Origin of the sequence: Saccharopolyspora karakumensis (genome assembly GCF_004349225.1) — a bacterium.
Classification (GTDB): domain Bacteria; phylum Actinomycetota; class Actinomycetes; order Mycobacteriales; family Pseudonocardiaceae; genus Saccharopolyspora; species Saccharopolyspora endophytica.
On the sequence record NZ_SMLA01000012.1, the window covers coordinates 84714 to 99366 of the forward strand.

The 14653-nt window shown below is 70.0% G+C and carries 13 protein-coding genes and 2 pseudogenes; 7 read left to right on the forward strand and 8 right to left on the reverse strand.

The window, feature by feature from the left end; all coding sequences use genetic code 11:
• Window positions 1-30: 30 nt before the first annotated feature.
• Window positions 31-1245, forward strand: a complete 1215-nt coding sequence (locus E1202_RS11350; RefSeq protein ID WP_132682781.1) for an alpha-hydroxy acid oxidase — start codon at window positions 31-33, stop codon at window positions 1243-1245.
• A 119-nt stretch (window positions 1246-1364) separates the two neighbouring features.
• Here E1202_RS11350 and E1202_RS11355 read toward each other — a convergent pair whose 3' ends face one another.
• Window positions 1365-2216 carry a TetR/AcrR family transcriptional regulator gene (locus E1202_RS11355; RefSeq protein WP_132682860.1) on the reverse strand — a complete coding sequence of 284 codons (852 nt, stop codon included), beginning with the start codon at window positions 2214-2216 and terminating at the stop codon, window positions 1365-1367.
• 20 nt (window positions 2217-2236) lie between these two features.
• Window positions 2237-2560: a hypothetical protein gene (locus E1202_RS31770; protein WP_207918560.1), complete on the reverse strand. Its 324-nt coding sequence runs from the start codon at window positions 2558-2560 to the stop codon at window positions 2237-2239.
• 56 nt (window positions 2561-2616) lie between these two features.
• On the opposite strand from E1202_RS31770, the gene E1202_RS11360 reads away from it, so the two are divergent.
• The gene (locus tag E1202_RS11360) at window positions 2617-4173 is read left to right on the forward strand and encodes a BCCT family transporter (protein WP_268952316.1); all 1557 of its coding nucleotides are present in this window, start codon (window positions 2617-2619) and stop codon (window positions 4171-4173) included.
• Between the two features lie 78 nt (window positions 4174-4251).
• Here the strand turns inward: E1202_RS11360 and E1202_RS11365 are convergent.
• A pseudogene (locus E1202_RS11365) lies at window positions 4252-5046 on the reverse strand (cation:dicarboxylate symporter family transporter); the annotation flags it as partial.
• A 64-nt stretch (window positions 5047-5110) separates the two neighbouring features.
• Here E1202_RS11365 and E1202_RS11370 point away from each other — a divergent pair.
• Window positions 5111-6016 (forward strand): LysR family transcriptional regulator, encoded by a 906-nt coding sequence (locus E1202_RS11370; RefSeq protein ID WP_132682784.1) that lies wholly within the window; start codon window positions 5111-5113, stop codon window positions 6014-6016.
• A 103-nt stretch (window positions 6017-6119) separates the two neighbouring features.
• Window positions 6120-7199 carry a tartrate dehydrogenase gene (locus E1202_RS11375; RefSeq protein ID WP_132682786.1) on the forward strand — a complete coding sequence of 360 codons (1080 nt, stop codon included), beginning with the start codon at window positions 6120-6122 and terminating at the stop codon, window positions 7197-7199.
• A 45-nt stretch (window positions 7200-7244) separates the two neighbouring features.
• On the opposite strand, the gene E1202_RS11380 is transcribed toward E1202_RS11375, so the two are convergent.
• Window positions 7245-8375 (reverse strand): aminotransferase class V-fold PLP-dependent enzyme, encoded by a 1131-nt coding sequence (locus E1202_RS11380; RefSeq protein ID WP_132682787.1) that lies wholly within the window; start codon window positions 8373-8375, stop codon window positions 7245-7247.
• A gap of 177 nt (window positions 8376-8552) precedes the next feature.
• Here E1202_RS11380 and E1202_RS11385 point away from each other — a divergent pair, with 177 nt between their 5' ends.
• Window positions 8553-9383, forward strand: a complete 831-nt coding sequence (locus E1202_RS11385) for an alpha/beta fold hydrolase (RefSeq protein WP_132682789.1) — start codon at window positions 8553-8555, stop codon at window positions 9381-9383.
• A gap of 47 nt (window positions 9384-9430) precedes the next feature.
• Here E1202_RS11385 and E1202_RS11390 read toward each other — a convergent pair whose 3' ends face one another.
• The 4 genes and pseudogenes from E1202_RS11390 to E1202_RS11400 form a co-directional block, all read right to left on the reverse strand.
• Complete coding sequence (locus tag E1202_RS11390) at window positions 9431-10183, reverse strand: SDR family NAD(P)-dependent oxidoreductase (protein ID WP_132682790.1); 753 nt, start codon at window positions 10181-10183, stop codon at window positions 9431-9433.
• A gap of 64 nt (window positions 10184-10247) precedes the next feature.
• The gene (locus E1202_RS32975) at window positions 10248-11018 is read right to left on the reverse strand and encodes an FGGY-family carbohydrate kinase (protein WP_408006241.1); all 771 of its coding nucleotides are present in this window, start codon (window positions 11016-11018) and stop codon (window positions 10248-10250) included.
• A gap of 72 nt (window positions 11019-11090) precedes the next feature.
• Window positions 11091-11755, reverse strand: a pseudogene (locus tag E1202_RS32980) (FGGY family carbohydrate kinase); the annotation flags it as partial.
• Between the two features lie 21 nt (window positions 11756-11776).
• Window positions 11777-13225, reverse strand: coding sequence for an aldehyde dehydrogenase family protein (locus E1202_RS11400; protein ID WP_132682792.1), 1449 nt, complete (start codon window positions 13223-13225; stop codon window positions 11777-11779).
• A gap of 123 nt (window positions 13226-13348) precedes the next feature.
• Between E1202_RS11400 and E1202_RS11405 the strand changes: the two genes are divergently transcribed.
• Together E1202_RS11405 and E1202_RS11410 are read left to right on the forward strand one after the other, a co-directional pair.
• Window positions 13349-14119, forward strand: coding sequence for a FadR/GntR family transcriptional regulator (locus tag E1202_RS11405; protein WP_132682793.1), 771 nt, complete (start codon window positions 13349-13351; stop codon window positions 14117-14119).
• Between the two features lie 183 nt (window positions 14120-14302).
• On the forward strand, window positions 14303-14614 hold the full coding sequence (locus tag E1202_RS11410) for a monooxygenase (RefSeq protein ID WP_132682795.1): 312 nt from the start codon (window positions 14303-14305) through the stop codon (window positions 14612-14614).
• Window positions 14615-14653: the final 39 nt, after the last annotated feature.

A 14653-nucleotide genomic window follows, 5' to 3' on the forward strand; every position in this document is an offset into this window, starting at 1 on the left:
GACCCACCGATCGACGAAGAGAGGAAACCCGTGAGCGAGCGGCAAATCCCCCGCTGGTCAGAGCTGAAACCCCTCCTGCGGCCACGTCCCGTCGAGCTCGACGGCACCCGGCGCAGGCTCTCCCGGGCGCACACCATCGCCGACCTCCGGCAGCTGGCGCGTCGCCGCACGCCGAAGGCGCCGTTCGACTACACCGACGGGGCCGCCGAGGAGGAGATCAGCCTGCGGCGGGCGCGGCAGGCGTTCCGGCAGGTCGAGTTCCACCCCGCTGTGCTCCGCGACGTCTCCGCGGTGGACCCGTCCGCCGAGATCCTCGGCGCGCGCTCGGCGCTGCCGTTCGCGTTCGCCCCAACCGGGTTCACGCGGATGATGCAGCACGAGGGCGAGCGGGCGGTGTCCCGCGTCGCCGAACGGGTCGGCATCCCGTTCTCGCTGTCGACCATGGGCACGACGTCGATCGAGGACGTGGCCAGCACCGCGCCGAACGCGCGGAAGTGGTTCCAGCTCTACCTCTGGAAGGACCGCGAAGCCAGCGAGGACCTGGTCAACCGAGCGCTGGCGAGCGGGTACGACACGCTGATCCTCACGGTCGACACCCCGGTCGCGGGCGCCCGGCACCGGGACGCGCGGAACGGGTTGACGATCCCGCCCGCGCTGTCCGCCCGCACCTTCGTCGACGGCGTGCTGCACCCGGCGTGGAGCTTCAACCTGCTGACCACCGAACCGCTGTCGTTCGCCTCGCTGTCGTCCTGGGACGGCACCGTCGCCGAGCTGATCAACACCATGTTCGACCCCACGGTGACCTTCGCCGACCTGGAGTGGCTGCGGGAGCTCTGGCCGCACAAGCTCGTGGTCAAGGGCGTGCAGAGCACGACCGACGCCCGCGACGTCGTCGCCGCCGGTGCGGACGCGGTGGTGCTGTCCAACCACGGCGGTCGCCAGCTGGACCGCGCGCCCACGCCGTTGAAGCTGCTCCCGCGGGTGGTCGACGAGCTCCAGGGCCGCGCCGAAATCCTGCTGGACACCGGCATCCTCAGCGGTGCCGACATCATCGCGGCCGTCGCCAACGGTGCGAGCGGATGCCTGATCGGACGGGCCTTCCTGTACGGCCTGATGGCCGGCGGCGAGCGCGGGGTCGACCGCGCGGTGGAGATCCTGAGCTCCGAGATCACCCGCACCATGCAGCTGCTCGGTGTCAGCCGGATCACCGACCTCACACCGGAGCACGTCACGCTGCCCGCATGAGACCGGCGGCCTGAGCACCCGGTGCTCAGGCCGCCGGCTCGCGGACCGGGGGTGGCGCATGTCCGCGGAGGCGCTCGGGTTCCGCGACCCGCACCGCCACGCGAAGCAGCACCCAGCTCCTAGTGCCGGACGATCTCGCGCTCGACGTGGTCGTGCAGCACCTGCCGCATCCGCTCGACGGAGCGGCCGGGCCTGGACGTGAGCACCTGGATGCCCAAGCCGTCGATGAGCGCGGTCAGCGGCACCGTGAGGTCGTCGGGGTCGGTGTCGCTGACGAACACGCCCTGCTGCTGGCCCTCCCGGATGGTGCGGGCGATCGTGTCGTGCCAGCGGGTGTAGGAATCCGAGTGCAGCACGCCCATCTCCGGGTTGCGCGCGCTTTCGTTCCACACCTGCAGCCAGATCGACCACTCCAGCCGCAGCAGGCCGGGTTTGGGCAGCTGCAGCTCGACCAGCCGCAGCAGTCGTTCGTGCGCGTCGTCGATGCTGTGCAGTTCGGCGACCTGCCGGTCGAACGCCTGCCGCACCGAATGCCGCAGCGCTTCGGTGAGCAGGTCGTCGCGGCCGGGGAAGTGGTAGTGGATGGTGGCCGCGCTGACCCCGCACGCCTTGGCGACGTCGGAGATCCGCACCGCGTGGTAGCCGTGCTCGGCGATCAGGTGCCAGGCGGCGTCGAGGATCTGCTGATGGCGCCCGGCCTCGCGCGCGTCGGTGGTGCGGGCCAGGACGGCTGAGCGCTGCGGGGCGGCGGCGACCGTGTCGGCCTCGTCGCTGCCGTTGATCAGCCAGTTCACCGTCACGTTGCCGACCTCGGCGATGCGGGTGAGCTCGGCGGGGGTGAAGCGCCTCGTGCCGGCCAGCGACTTCGACAGCTTGGTGGCGTCCAGCCCGATCTGCTCGGCGAACGCGCGCTGGCTGCCCGGGTGCGCGCGCAGCACGTCCTTCACCCGGCCGCGCAACGGCGACTCCATGTCCTCCACGACCCCGAACACTAACAGGCATTGCGACAATCGCAACGCGTGAGCTCGTCGCAAAGCTGCGAGCAGCTGGTCGCAGCGTTGCGCGCCTCGAAAAATGCCAGTTGAAATGCGCTTACGGCGACCGGCACTTGACGGGACGGACAAAAGGGCTCAAGGTTTACGCCGTTGCGCAACTGACTCATCAGTCGAATCGCAACGCCCATCCGCTCGGAGAGCGCCTGCTGCCCGGCGTGGAACACACGCATCGGCCACGGCTCGCTCCCGGCGGCCCGCGAGACACGGACGACGAGGCGCGGCGCGGCACGACCCGCCCGGCCGTCGTCGGCCACGAACATGTGGAGGTGCTTCCGTCATCCCTGCGACAGGCGGAAAAGTTCGAATCGACAGACGGATCTTCTGGTTCTCGGTGCTGCTGGTGGCCGCGATCTGCGTCCCGGTCATGGTCGCCCCGGAACGTGGTCAACAGGCTCTCGACAGCGCGCTCGGTGTGCTGACCGGGAAGTTCGGGTGGCTCTATCTCTGGTTCGCCGCCGCGGTCGCGGGCTTCCTCGGGTGGCTGGCCTTCAGCCGCTACGGCCGGGTGAAGTTCGGCGGTCGCGACGACAGACCAGAGTTCTCCACCCACAGCTGGCTGGCGATGATCTTCACCTCGGGCATCGGCGGTGGGATCATCTACTGGGGCGTCATCGAGTGGTCGTACTACTACGTCGAGCCACCGATGGGCATCCAGCCCCGCAGCACCGAAGCGGCCGACTGGGCCGCCACCTACCCGCTGTTCCACTGGGGATTCACCGCGTGGGGCCTGTTCTGCTTACCCGCGCTCGCGCTCGCCTACGTCTACCACGTGCGCAAGCAGCGGACCCTGCGGCTCAGCGACGCGTGCCGCGGAGTCATCGGGGACCGGGCCGACGGCTGGCTCGGGCGGATGATCGACGTGCTGTTCATCTTCGGCCTCATCGGAGCCGCGGGCACGTCGCTGGGACTCGAGGTCCCGCTGGTGTCCGAGGGCATCGCCTCGATGACCCCGTTGGAGAAGGGCACGCCGCTGGACATCGGGATCGTCGTGGTCTGGACGGCGCTTTTCGGCGTGAGCGTGTTCCTCGGGATGCAGAAGGGGCTCAAGCGCCTCGCCGACATCAACGTGTGGCTGGCCCTCGGACTCGGGCTGTTCATCCTGGTGCTGGGCCCGACGGTGTTCCTGATCGACACCTTCACCCAGAGCTTCGGCATCCTGCTGCAGAACTTCGTGGAGATGAGCTTCTACACCGACCCGGTGGGCGGATCCGGTTTCGAGGAGACCTGGACCATCTTCTACTGGGGCTGGTGGATCGCCTACGCACCGTTCGTCGGCCTGTTCACCGCCAAGATCTCCAAGGGCCGCACGGTCCGCGGGCTGATCGGGGCGATGTGCCTCGCCGGCAGCGCCGGGTGCTGGCTGGCGTTCATGCTGCTGGGCAACACCTCGCTGTACTTCGAGCTCAACAAGATCGTGCCGGTGGCCGACATCGTGCAGAACCAGGGCGACACGGCCGGCATCATCGCCACCCTGGCGCACCTGCCGTTCGGCTCGTTCGCGGTGGTGGCCTTCCTGCTGCTGATGGTGGTCTTCCTGGCCACGACGCTGGACTCCTCGGCCTACACCATGGCCGCGGTGGCGTCCAAGGACCTGCCGCAGGACGTGGAACCGACCAGGTGGCACCGCGTCTTCTGGGCGATCGTGCTGGCGGGGGTGTCGATCGTGCTGATGTACACCGGCGGTCTCGAAGCCCTGCAGACCTTGTCCATCATCACCGCGTTCCCGCTGATCTTCGTGCTGGCGATCGTCGCGGTGTCGCTGGTCAGGTGGCTGCGAGCCGACTTCGGCGAGGGAGGGGGCGATCGCTCGCTCGTGATCGCCCCCGCCGAGGGCGAAGACCCCGAGAAGGAACCGGTGGCGGCGTCGAGCTGACCACCCGGATCGGGACCGTCCTCACCCGGTGAGCGACGGTCCCGATCCCTGCTGATCCAACGGGCGAGTGCACTGCCCTCACCGGCTGCCGCCCGGGGTGAGGGCGGTGCTGCCGGTGGTGGGGTCGGGTTCTTCGGGTGCTGTTGAGCGTTCGGCGGTGGTGGGGTCGGCGAGGACCTGCCTGGCTCGGTTGATGTCGAGGTTCCGGTCCCACTTGGCGATCACCAGGGTCGCCACGGCGTTGCCGTAGAAGTTGACCAGGGCGCGGCACTCGGACATGAACTTGTCGATGCCGAAGATCAGCATGATGCCCGCGGCGGGAACGGTGCCGACGGTGGACAGCGTCGCGGTCAGGGCGACGAACCCGCCGCCCGCGACGCCTGCGGCGCCCTTGGAGGTCAGCAGCATGACGGCGAGCAGCCCGAGTTGCTGGGTGATGCTCAACGGGGTGTTGGTGGCCTGGGCGATGTAGGGGGTGGCCAGCGACAGGTAGATCGCGGCGCCGTCGAGGTTGAAGCTGTAGCCGGTCGGGACGACGAGGCCGACGGTGGTGCGGTCGGCGCCCATGAAGGTCATCTTGCGCATCAGGCCGGGCAGGGCGGGTTCGGCGGTGGAAGTGCCCAGCACGAGGAAGAACTCGTCCTTGAGGTAGCGGAAGAGCTGGAAGAGGTTGAGCCGGACGTAGGCGGCGAGGAGTCCACCGAGGACGACCACCACGAACAGGATCGAGGTGATGTAGAACAGGGCGATCAGCGATCCGAGACTGGACAGCGTGGACAGTCCGAACTTGCCGATGGCGTAGGCCATCGCGCCGAAAGCGCCGAGCGGGGCGGCTTTCATCACGAAGCTCGGGACCTTGAACACGATGTCGGTGAGCCGCGTGCATGCCGATTAAGCTGGGCCGATCCGAGTTCGCCGGCTCCCGAGGAAGGTGCGGATGGACGCACGTCAGCTCGAGTACTTCGTGGCCATCGTGGACAACGACGGCTTCGGCCGTGCGGCGCAGAAGCTGCACATCGCGCAGCCGTCGCTGTCGCAGGCCGTCGCCGGTCTGGAACGCGAGCTCGGAGTCCGGCTGTTCCACCGGATCGGGCGCGGCGCGGTGCTCAGCGATGCGGGCAAGGAGCTGATCGGTCCGGCGCGCGAGGTCCTGCGCGACCTGCGCACGGCCAGAGCCACGATGGATTCGCTGAAGGGCGTGCAGCGCGGTCGCGTGGAGCTGGTCACGATGCCCTCGCCCGGCATCGAGCCGCTCAGCACGCTGACCCGCCTGTTCGCCCGGCAGCACCCGGGCGTGATCGTCGGCGCGGACGCCGCCTTCACGCCGGAGGAGGTGGTGCAGAAGGTCCGCGACGGTGCCTGCGAACTCGGCTTGGTCGGAGCTCCCGGCAGCGTGCTGGCCCCGGGCGTGGACGTGCTGCCGCTGGAATCGCAGAACTTCGTCGTGGTCGGCGCGGACGACGCGGGCTTCCCGGAGGAGGACCCCGTGCCGCGGGCGGCCCTGGCGGGCGCCCGGCTGATCGCCTCGCCGCCCGGCAGCCAGATGCGCCGCATCGTCGACGAGATGCTCGCCTCCGGCGAGGACCTGGAGATCGTGGCGGAGGTCGCTCACCGCACCTCGATCCTGCCGCTGGTGCTGCAGGGCGTCGGGCTCGCCGTGCTGCCCTCGGCCTGGGCACCCCTGGCCCGCCGGGCCGGGGCCCGGGCCGCGCGCATCGACCCGCCGTCCCAGCTGCACGTCTCGCTGGTCAGCCGGTCCGCACCGCTGACACCGGCCGCTCAGGCGTTCCTGGCCGTGGCCCGCTCCTACGCGCCGGTCGACTACCTGGAGCAGACGACATAGCCAGCACCTATCAACCGGATCGGTAGCGCGTGTTGGACGTCCGGTCGCCCGCCGGTCTTCACTCGGTGACAACACGAGTCGAAACGCAGCAGGGAGTCACCCGATGTCAGCACAGCGCACGTTCACCATCGCCGCCATCCCCGCAGACGGTGTGGGCACCGAGGTGGTCGCCGCCGGCCGCGCCGTGCTGGACGCGCTGGCCGCGGGGTCCGGTGGCCGCTTCGCCTTCGACTGGACCGAGTTCCCGTGGGGCTGCGGGTATTACGAGAAGACCGGTCGCATGATGGACGACGACGGCTTGGAAGCGCTGCAGGACTTCGACGCGCTGTACTTCGGTGCCGTCGGCTGGCCGTCGGTGCCCGACCACATCAGCCTGTGGGGCCTGCGGCTGCGGATCTGCCAGAGCTTCGACCAGTGGGCCAACGTCCGGCCGGTGCACTTCCACCCCGGCATCACCTCGCCGCTGCGCAAGGCCGACGACACCCCGCTGGACTGGGTGGTGGTCCGGGAGAACAGCGAAGGCGAGTACGCCGGGCTCGGGGGGCGCAACCTCGCCGGTCGCGGACCCGGCAACGAGGTGGCGTTGCAGACCGCGCTGTTCACCGAGAAGGGCTGCGAGCGCATCATGCGGTTCGCCTTCGACCTCGCGCGCGGGCGCGAGCGCAAGAGGGTGTCGTCGGTGACCAAGAGCAACGCCCAGCAGTACGGCATGGTGCTCTGGGACGAGGTCTTCGAGCGCGTGGCCGCCGACTACCCGGACGTGGAGACCGAGAGCGTGCTGGTCGACGCGATGTCGGCGAAGTTCGTCCTGCACCCCGAGGACCTGTCGGTGGTGGTGGCGTCCAACCTCAACGCCGACATCCTCTCCGACCTCGGTTCGGCCCTGGCCGGTAGCCTCGGGCTCGCCGCCAGCGCCAACCTCAACCCCGACCGCCGGTTCCCGTCGATGTTCGAGCCCGTCCACGGTTCCGCTCCCGACATCGCAGGTCAGGGCCTGGCCAACCCGATCGGCGCGATCGGCAGCGCCGCGCTCATGCTGGAGCACTTCGGCCTGGCCGACGAGGCCGCGCGCGTCCGCGAGGCCATCGAGGCCACCACCGCCTCGGGACTGCTCACCCCCGACGTCGGCGGAACCGCCAAGACCGACGAGATCGTCGAAGCCATCCTCGCCCACCTCGCCTGATCCGGTGCCGCCGGCGCCCACCCCGGGATCGCGCGGGGTGGGCGCTCAGGCGGACAGCGCTGCGAGGGCGCGCTCGATGTCAGCGGGCGTGTTGTGGACGTGCGGTGAGAGGCGGAGCCTGCCCGCGCGTTCGGCCGCGTCGACGCCGGCGCCGTCCAGGCGGCGGAGCGCTCGCGCCACGGTGTCCGGTGGTTCCGGCTCGACGAAGACGAGAGTGGAACGGCGCGAACCGGTTTCGGGGCTGCGCAGGGTCCACCCGGCAGGCAGACCGGTGACGAGCTGGTCGATCAGCGCCTGGTCGTGCCGCTCGACCTCGTGGATCCCGTGCTCCAGCAGCAAGGACACGGCGCGGTGCCAGGCGGGGAAGACCGAGAGGTTCGCGGTGCCGAAGACGTCGTAGGCGGCGGCGCCCAGGTCTTGGCGCAGGGCGTAGCGCCCGGGCGGGTTCGCGATCTCGTCGACCTGGGCGAGCCAGTACCCCTGCTCGTAGTCCAGCCGCCGCACGAGCGCGGGGTGCAGCCAGCCGAAACCCGTCGCGTACGGGCCGCACAGCCACTTGGAACCGCAGCTCACCAGCGCATCGACGCCCAGGTCGTAGACGTCGGCGGCGCGGGCGCCGACCGCCTGGGAACCGTTGAGCACGAAGGTGACGTCCTCCCGTTGACGGCACACGTCGACCAGGGCGGTCACCTCCGCGGCATGACCGCTGAACGAGAACACCCAACTCGTGCACACGACGCGGGTGCGGTCGGTCAGCGCTGCGTCCAGGTCCTCCGGTTCGAGAGCGCCGGACGGCGCCGGAACGGTGCGCAGGCGCACCCCTCGGCGCCGCAAGGGCAGCCACGGGTAGATCGTGGCCGGGAAATCGCCTTCGACCAGCAGCACTTCGTCGCCGTCGCGCAGGGGCAGGCCGTGCGCGAGCAGGTTCAGGCCGTAGCTGGTGCTGTTGCCGAGCACGATCTCGTCGCCACCGGCACCCACCAGCTCGCCGAGCGAGCGGCGCAGCGCGGCCGGCACCTGGAAGAACGCCTCGTCCGACATCCGGCGCGGGTCGAGCTTGGCCTCGATCGCCTCGCGCGCCGCCGCTGCCGCGACCAGCGGCATGGGTCCTTGGTGAGCCGTGTTGAGCCACGCGCGGTCGAGAGGCGCGAACTCGTCGGACAGCGGTGCGGCCACCCGCCCCACCTACCCGTCCGGCCGCAGGCTCGAAACATGCCTGGCACGGTGGGTGCCGGGCGCGAAGTGACTTAAGGCCCTGGAGGGGCGGCCGGGGCGTGCGGAGCATCGGGCGGTGTTGAGTCCACCCGGACACGCGGCTGCACCGCGTCGCTCCAGACCCGAGGAAGGAACTGCATGGGCACCATCACCACCACCGACGGCACGGAGATCTTCTACAAGGACTGGGGCTCGGGCACCCCGATCGTGTTCAGCCACGGCTGGCCGCTCTCGGCCGACGACTGGGACGCCCAGATGTTGTTCTTCCTGGAGCGCGGCTACCGGGTCATCGCCCACGACCGGCGCGGGCACGGGCGCTCCAGCCAGACCGGTGAAGGCCACGACATGGACCACTACGCCGACGATCTCGCCGCGGTGACAGCCCACCTCGACCTGAAGGACGCGGTTCACGTGGGCCACTCGACCGGTGGCGGTGAAGTGATCCGGTACCTGGCCAGGCACGGCGAGGCCCGGGTGTCCACAGCGGCCATCATCAACGCGGTTCCGCCGCTGATGGTCGCGACCGACGCCAACCCCGGCGGTCTTCCCCGGCAGGTGTTCGACGACTTGCAGGCGCAGCTGGCGGCCAACCGCTCGCAGTTCTACCGCGATCTGCCGTCGGGACCCTTCTACGGCTTCAACCGGCCGGGCGTGGAACCGGTGGAAGCGCTCATCCAGAACTGGTGGCGTCAGGGCATGATGGGGGCGGCGAAGGCGCACCACGACGGCATCGTCGCCTTCTCCCAAACCGATTTCACCGATGATCTGACCAAGATCACCGTGCCGGTGCTGGTGATGCACACCGAGGACGACCAGATCGTGCCGTACGAGAACTCCGGGCCCCTGTCGGCGAAGCTGCTGAAGAACGCGACCCTGAAGACCTACCAGGGCCTCCCGCACGGCATGCCCACCACGCACGCGGAGACCATCAACGCCGACCTGCTGGCGTTCCTGACCGAAGAGTCCTGAAAACCGCGTCCCCTCCCCGAATCCGGCATCGGGGAGGGGACGGCCGGTCACCAGACGGTGTAGCCGCCGTCCACGACGAGGTCCGTGCCGGTGCAGTAGCTGCTGGCGTCGGAGGCGAGGAAGACCACGGCCGGGGCGATCTCGCCGGGTTCGGCGACGCGGTTCATCGGCGTGCCGTCGATCCAGGACCGGCGCCACTCCTCGTTGCTCAGGCCGCGTTTGGTCAGCTCGGTGCCGACGTAGCCGGGGGAGACGGAGTTGACCCGCACACCGCGAGCGGCCCACTCCCCGGCCAGGGACTTGGTGAGGTGGATGACGCCCGCCTTCGCCGCGTTGTAAGCGGACTGGGGCTGCGGGCGGTTGGAGATGTGGCCGCTCATGCTGCCGGTGTTGATGATGCTCCCGGACCCCTGCGCGAGCATCCGCTTGCCCGCGGCTCGGCAGCTGTAGAACACGCCGTCGAGGTTCACCGACATCACGCGGCGCCAGTCCGCGGGATCGAGGTCTTCGCTGGGGTGGTTGTGCACGATGCCGGCGTTGTTCACCGCGACGTCGACGGAACCGCCCGCGCTCACCACGTGCTCGAACGCGGCGTCCACGCTGTCGGGATCGGTGACGTCCGCGGTCACGAACTCGACGCCGTGGCGTTCGGCCGACGCCCTGCCGGTGTCGGGGTTGACGTCGCAGATGAACACGCGGGCACCGGCGTCGCGGAGACCGAGCACGATGGCCTCGCCGATGCCCTGCGCGCCGCCGGTGACGATCGCGTTCCTGCCGTTGAGCGCGAACAGGTCGGTCATGTTCCCTCCCGGGGTGTGGACGTTGACATCGCAGGTCTCGCGGGCGCCGGCGAGAAGCAGCTGATCACACGACCTCGGCGTTGGCCTGGTAGACAGGCCTGAGCCCGGCGTAGAGCTCCCGGTGCGCGGGGAAGACGCGGTCGTACTCCCGCGCAGGTCCCGGGTGGGGGACGAAGGTGCGCTCCACGCTCACCCCGGCCAGCGCCTCGTCGAAGTCGCTCCACACGCCGGCGCCGACTCCCGCGGCCAGCGCGGCACCGTAGGCGCCGCCCTCGGAGGACCCGGTCACCACGGCGATCTCCCGGTCGAGCACGTCGGCGAGCATCTGCAGCCACAGCGACTCGCTGGTCGCACCGCCGGAGGCGATGACGCGCTCGCAGTCGAGCCCGGCGTCGCGGCACACCTCCAGGATCTCCCGCAGGTTGAGCAGCACCCCTTCCATCACGCTGCGCGCCAGGTGGCCGACGTGGTGGATCGGCGTCAGTCCCACCCAGCTGCCGGTCGCCTCCGGGGCGACGTGCGGGGACCGCTCGCCGAGCAGGTAGGGCAGGAAGCGGAGGCCGTCGGAACCGGGGTCGACGGCTTTGGCGAGGCTGATGAGCCGGTCGAAGGAGATCGGATCGGTGGTGGTGGCGGGCGCGAGCGCGTCGCGCAACCACTGGAAGGCCCCGCCCGCGCTGAGCGACACGCCCATGCAGTGCCAGCGTCCTGGCGCGTTGCCGCAGGACACCTGGACCCGGCCTCCGGGGTTGTCCGGGCAGGAGGACGCGCCACCGGCGACGATCCCGGCGGTGCCGAGGGTGAACCCCACCGCGCCCGCGTCGACGAGACCCATCGCGGTCGTCTGGATGACCGCGTCTCCGCCGCCGCCGAAGACCGGAGTGCCGGTGGGCACGTTCCACCGCTCGGCCAGGTCGGGTTTCACCCGCCCGGTCCGGTCGGTGGACTCGACGACGCCCGGCAGCAGCGAGCGGTCGATGTCGAGCAGCTGGAGCAGTTCGTCGGACCAAGCGCGGCGGGCCACGTCGAACAGGCCGGTGCCCGAGGCGTCGGAGACGTCGGTGGCGCACGTCCCGGTCATCCGCAGCCGGAGGTAGTCCTTGGGGTTGAGGACGCGTGCCGTGCGCGCGAAGAGCTCCGGTTCGTTCTCCCGGAACCAGACGATCTTGCCGCCGGTGAAACCGGGAAGCATCCGGTTCCGGGTCATCCGCAGGAGCTCGTCGAGCCCGCCTGCCCGTTCGGTGATCCAGTCGCACTGCGGGGCGGCCCGCTGGTCGTTCCACAGGATCGCGTGCCGCAGCGGTTCGCCAGAGGCGTCGAGGGCGGTGAGCCCGTGCATCTGGCCGCACAGCCGATCCCCGACACCTCCCGCCCGCCCTCGGGCAGCGCCGCGGTCAGCGCCGCGATCGCCTCATCGGTGGCGCGCCACCACTCCGCCGGGTCCTGCTCGGCCCATCCCTGCCGGAGGTTGATCATGGCGTAGTCGCGGCTCTGCTTGGCGACCACTTCGCCGTCGCCGTTGACGGCGATGACCTTGCAGGTGGAGGTGCCGAGATCGATGCCGATGAGCATGCTGCTACGTCCTTCCGCGCCTCACCGCGCGCCGTGGCGAAGCCTGATGTGCTTGAGCTGCAAGTAGGATTCGAGGCCCTCGTGGCCGTGTTCGGAACCGAAACCGCTCTCCCGCCGGCCGCCGTAGGGCGCGTTCATGATTCCGGCGTCGACGTTGTTGACCGCGACGTTGCCGAAGTCGAGTTCGCGGGCGAGCGCGAACGTTTCGCGGGTGTCGTCGGTGTAGGCGTAGGCGGCCAGCCCGCCGGGCGCGGCGTTGGCCCGCTCGATGGCGTCGTCGAGGTCGGAGAACCGCGAGACGCCGACGAGCGGGCCGAAGGTCTCCTCGTGCATCACCAGCGCCTCGTCCGGTGCGTCGGCGACGACCGTGGGGCGCAGGAACAGGCCGGGCTTGAGCTCCGCCACGGGTCCACCCCCGGCGACCACGGAGGCGCCGCGCTCGCGAGCGTCCTCGATGTGGTCGAGGGTGCGGCGGTAGGTCTCCTCCATCGTCATCGAACCGACGTCCGCGGACGGAACCTCCATCCCGTCGGCCACTTCCAGCGCGTCGGCGGCAGCCGCCAGGCCGGTCAGGAACTCGTCGTGAACGCCGTCCTGCACGTAGATCCGGTTGATGGCGATGCAGATCTGCCCGGCGTTGCGGAACGAACGGCGCGCGGCGCCGGTGATCGCGGCGCCGATGTCCGCCCGCTCGGTGACGATCATCGGGCAGCTGCCGCCGAGTTCGAGGGAGAGGCCGGTGATCCCGTTGACCGAGCGGAAGATCGACTGGCCGGTGCGCATCGACCCGGTGAAGGCGACCTTGCGGATCGCCGGGTGCTCGACCAGTGCCTGACCGGTTCCCCCGTCGCCGTGGACGAAGTTGACCACGCCGCTGGGGAAGACGGCGGCGATGCACTCGGAGAGGACCTGCGCGCAGCCCGGGGTGTGCTCGGAGGGCTTGATGACGATGGTGCACCCGGCCGCGGTCGCCCCGGCGAGCTTCCAGCCGATCAGCTCGATCGGGTAGTTCCACGGGACGATCCCGGCGACCGGGCCGATGGGTTCCTTCTCCACGATGCTGGTGAAACCGGCGACGTCGTTGGGGATGGTCCGCCCGAACACCCGCTGCGCCTCTTCGGCGTAGTAGTGCAGCGCGGTGATGAACTTCCGGACTTCGCCGCGCGCTTCGTCCAGCGGCTTCCCCTGCTCCCGCGTGATGGCGGCGGCCATGTCGTCGACGCGGTGCGCGCATTCCGCGGCGAGCTCGTGCAGGTACCGGGCGCGGTCGGCCGGAAGGGTTCTGCGCCAGGTCCGGAAGGCGGTCGCGGCCGAGGCCACCGCAGCGTCGACGTCCGCCGGTGATGAGCGAGGGGCGATCGCGGCCAGTTCGCCGGTCGCGGGGTTGTGCCGCTCGATCACGCCGTCGGAGGCGTCGTGCCAGGTGCCCGTGTGGAAGTTCCGGCAGGTGATCACGTCGTTGTGAGGCATCCGGTTCTGCTTTCGTGGCGCTGACGCGAGACGAAGAACGCGGCGTGGCCGAACTGCCGGCCCGCTACCGGGGAACAGGTGTCGTCCGTTGACTTCGTATGATGATCGGACGATAGTTCTCCCATGGCCCCGTCGCAACCCCCGATCCCGGCCGCACCGAGCGCGCGGACCGCAGGCCCGCCGCCGGAAAGACCGCCGCGCCTGCCGGACGTCGTGGCCGAACGCCTGCAGAACGACCTGCTGGCGCAGGGTTTGCGCCCGGGGGACCGGTTGCCCACCGAACCGCAGCTCGTCGAGCGCTACGGGGTCAGCCGGACGGTGATCCGGGAAGCCGGTCGCATCCTCGAACAGCGCGGGCTCGTCGACATCCGGCCCGGCCGCGGGATGACGGTGTCCAAACCGGACGGTTCGGCGATCGTCCGGCACTACTCGCTGATGCTGGGGATGAACGCGACGACGTTCCAGCAGCTGGTGGAGACCCGGCTGATCATCGAGATCGAGGTGACCGCGCTGGCGGCGGCGCGCCGCACCGGCGAGGACCTGGCCGAGCTGCGCGCGTCGCTGGGACGCGTGGAACGGCACATGAGCGACTACCAGGTGTGCCTCGAGGAGGACGTGCGCTTCCACGAAATCGTCACGCGCGCAGGCGGGAACCCGTTCTTCTCCTGGTTCATGGACCCGGTGAACACCTGCTTGCGCGAGTCGTACAAGGACGCCGGCTCCTACCTCGCGAGCCTGCCCCAGACCCTGGCCGAGCACGGTGCGATCCTGGAGGCGATCGCCGCGGGCGATGCGGACGCGGCGCGGGAGGCCTCGCGCGCGCACCTGAACCGGGTCGCTTCGCAGCAGGACGAACTGGTTCCGGAACGGGAATTTCGCTCGCCGCGCCCTTGACCTCCAGCGCGCTCGAGGTTCGACACTCGACCGGTCCCGGCGCTGTCGATCGTCCCGCTCCGACCGATCGGCAACGCCGAATTCTTCGCCGCGACCGCTGATCGCAGCGGTGATGCCACCGCAGGCCTCGCGTACCGTGGTCCCGAGCGCAGCGCGTCCCGCCGCATCGAGAGGAGTGCCCACGTGCCACATCTGCTCCAGGTCGACTTCCCCATGGACGGGCCGTTCGGTGCGGCCATGGCGGAGGCGTTCGCCGAGTTGGCGCACAGCATCAACGACGAGCCCGGTCTGATCTGGAAGATCTGGACGGAGAACCGCGACGCCGGGGAAGCCGGCGGCGTTTACCTCTTCGAGTCCGAGGACGACGCCGAGCGGTACCTGGCGATGCACTCCGAACGCCTGCAGTCGATGGGTGTCGAAGGCATCCGGGGAAAGATCTTCGAGGTCAACGAGGCGCTGACGACGATCAACCACGGCCCGACCGAGGCCCGCTGACCCATCGAACGCCGCGCCGCCTCGGCTTCGCCCGAGGTC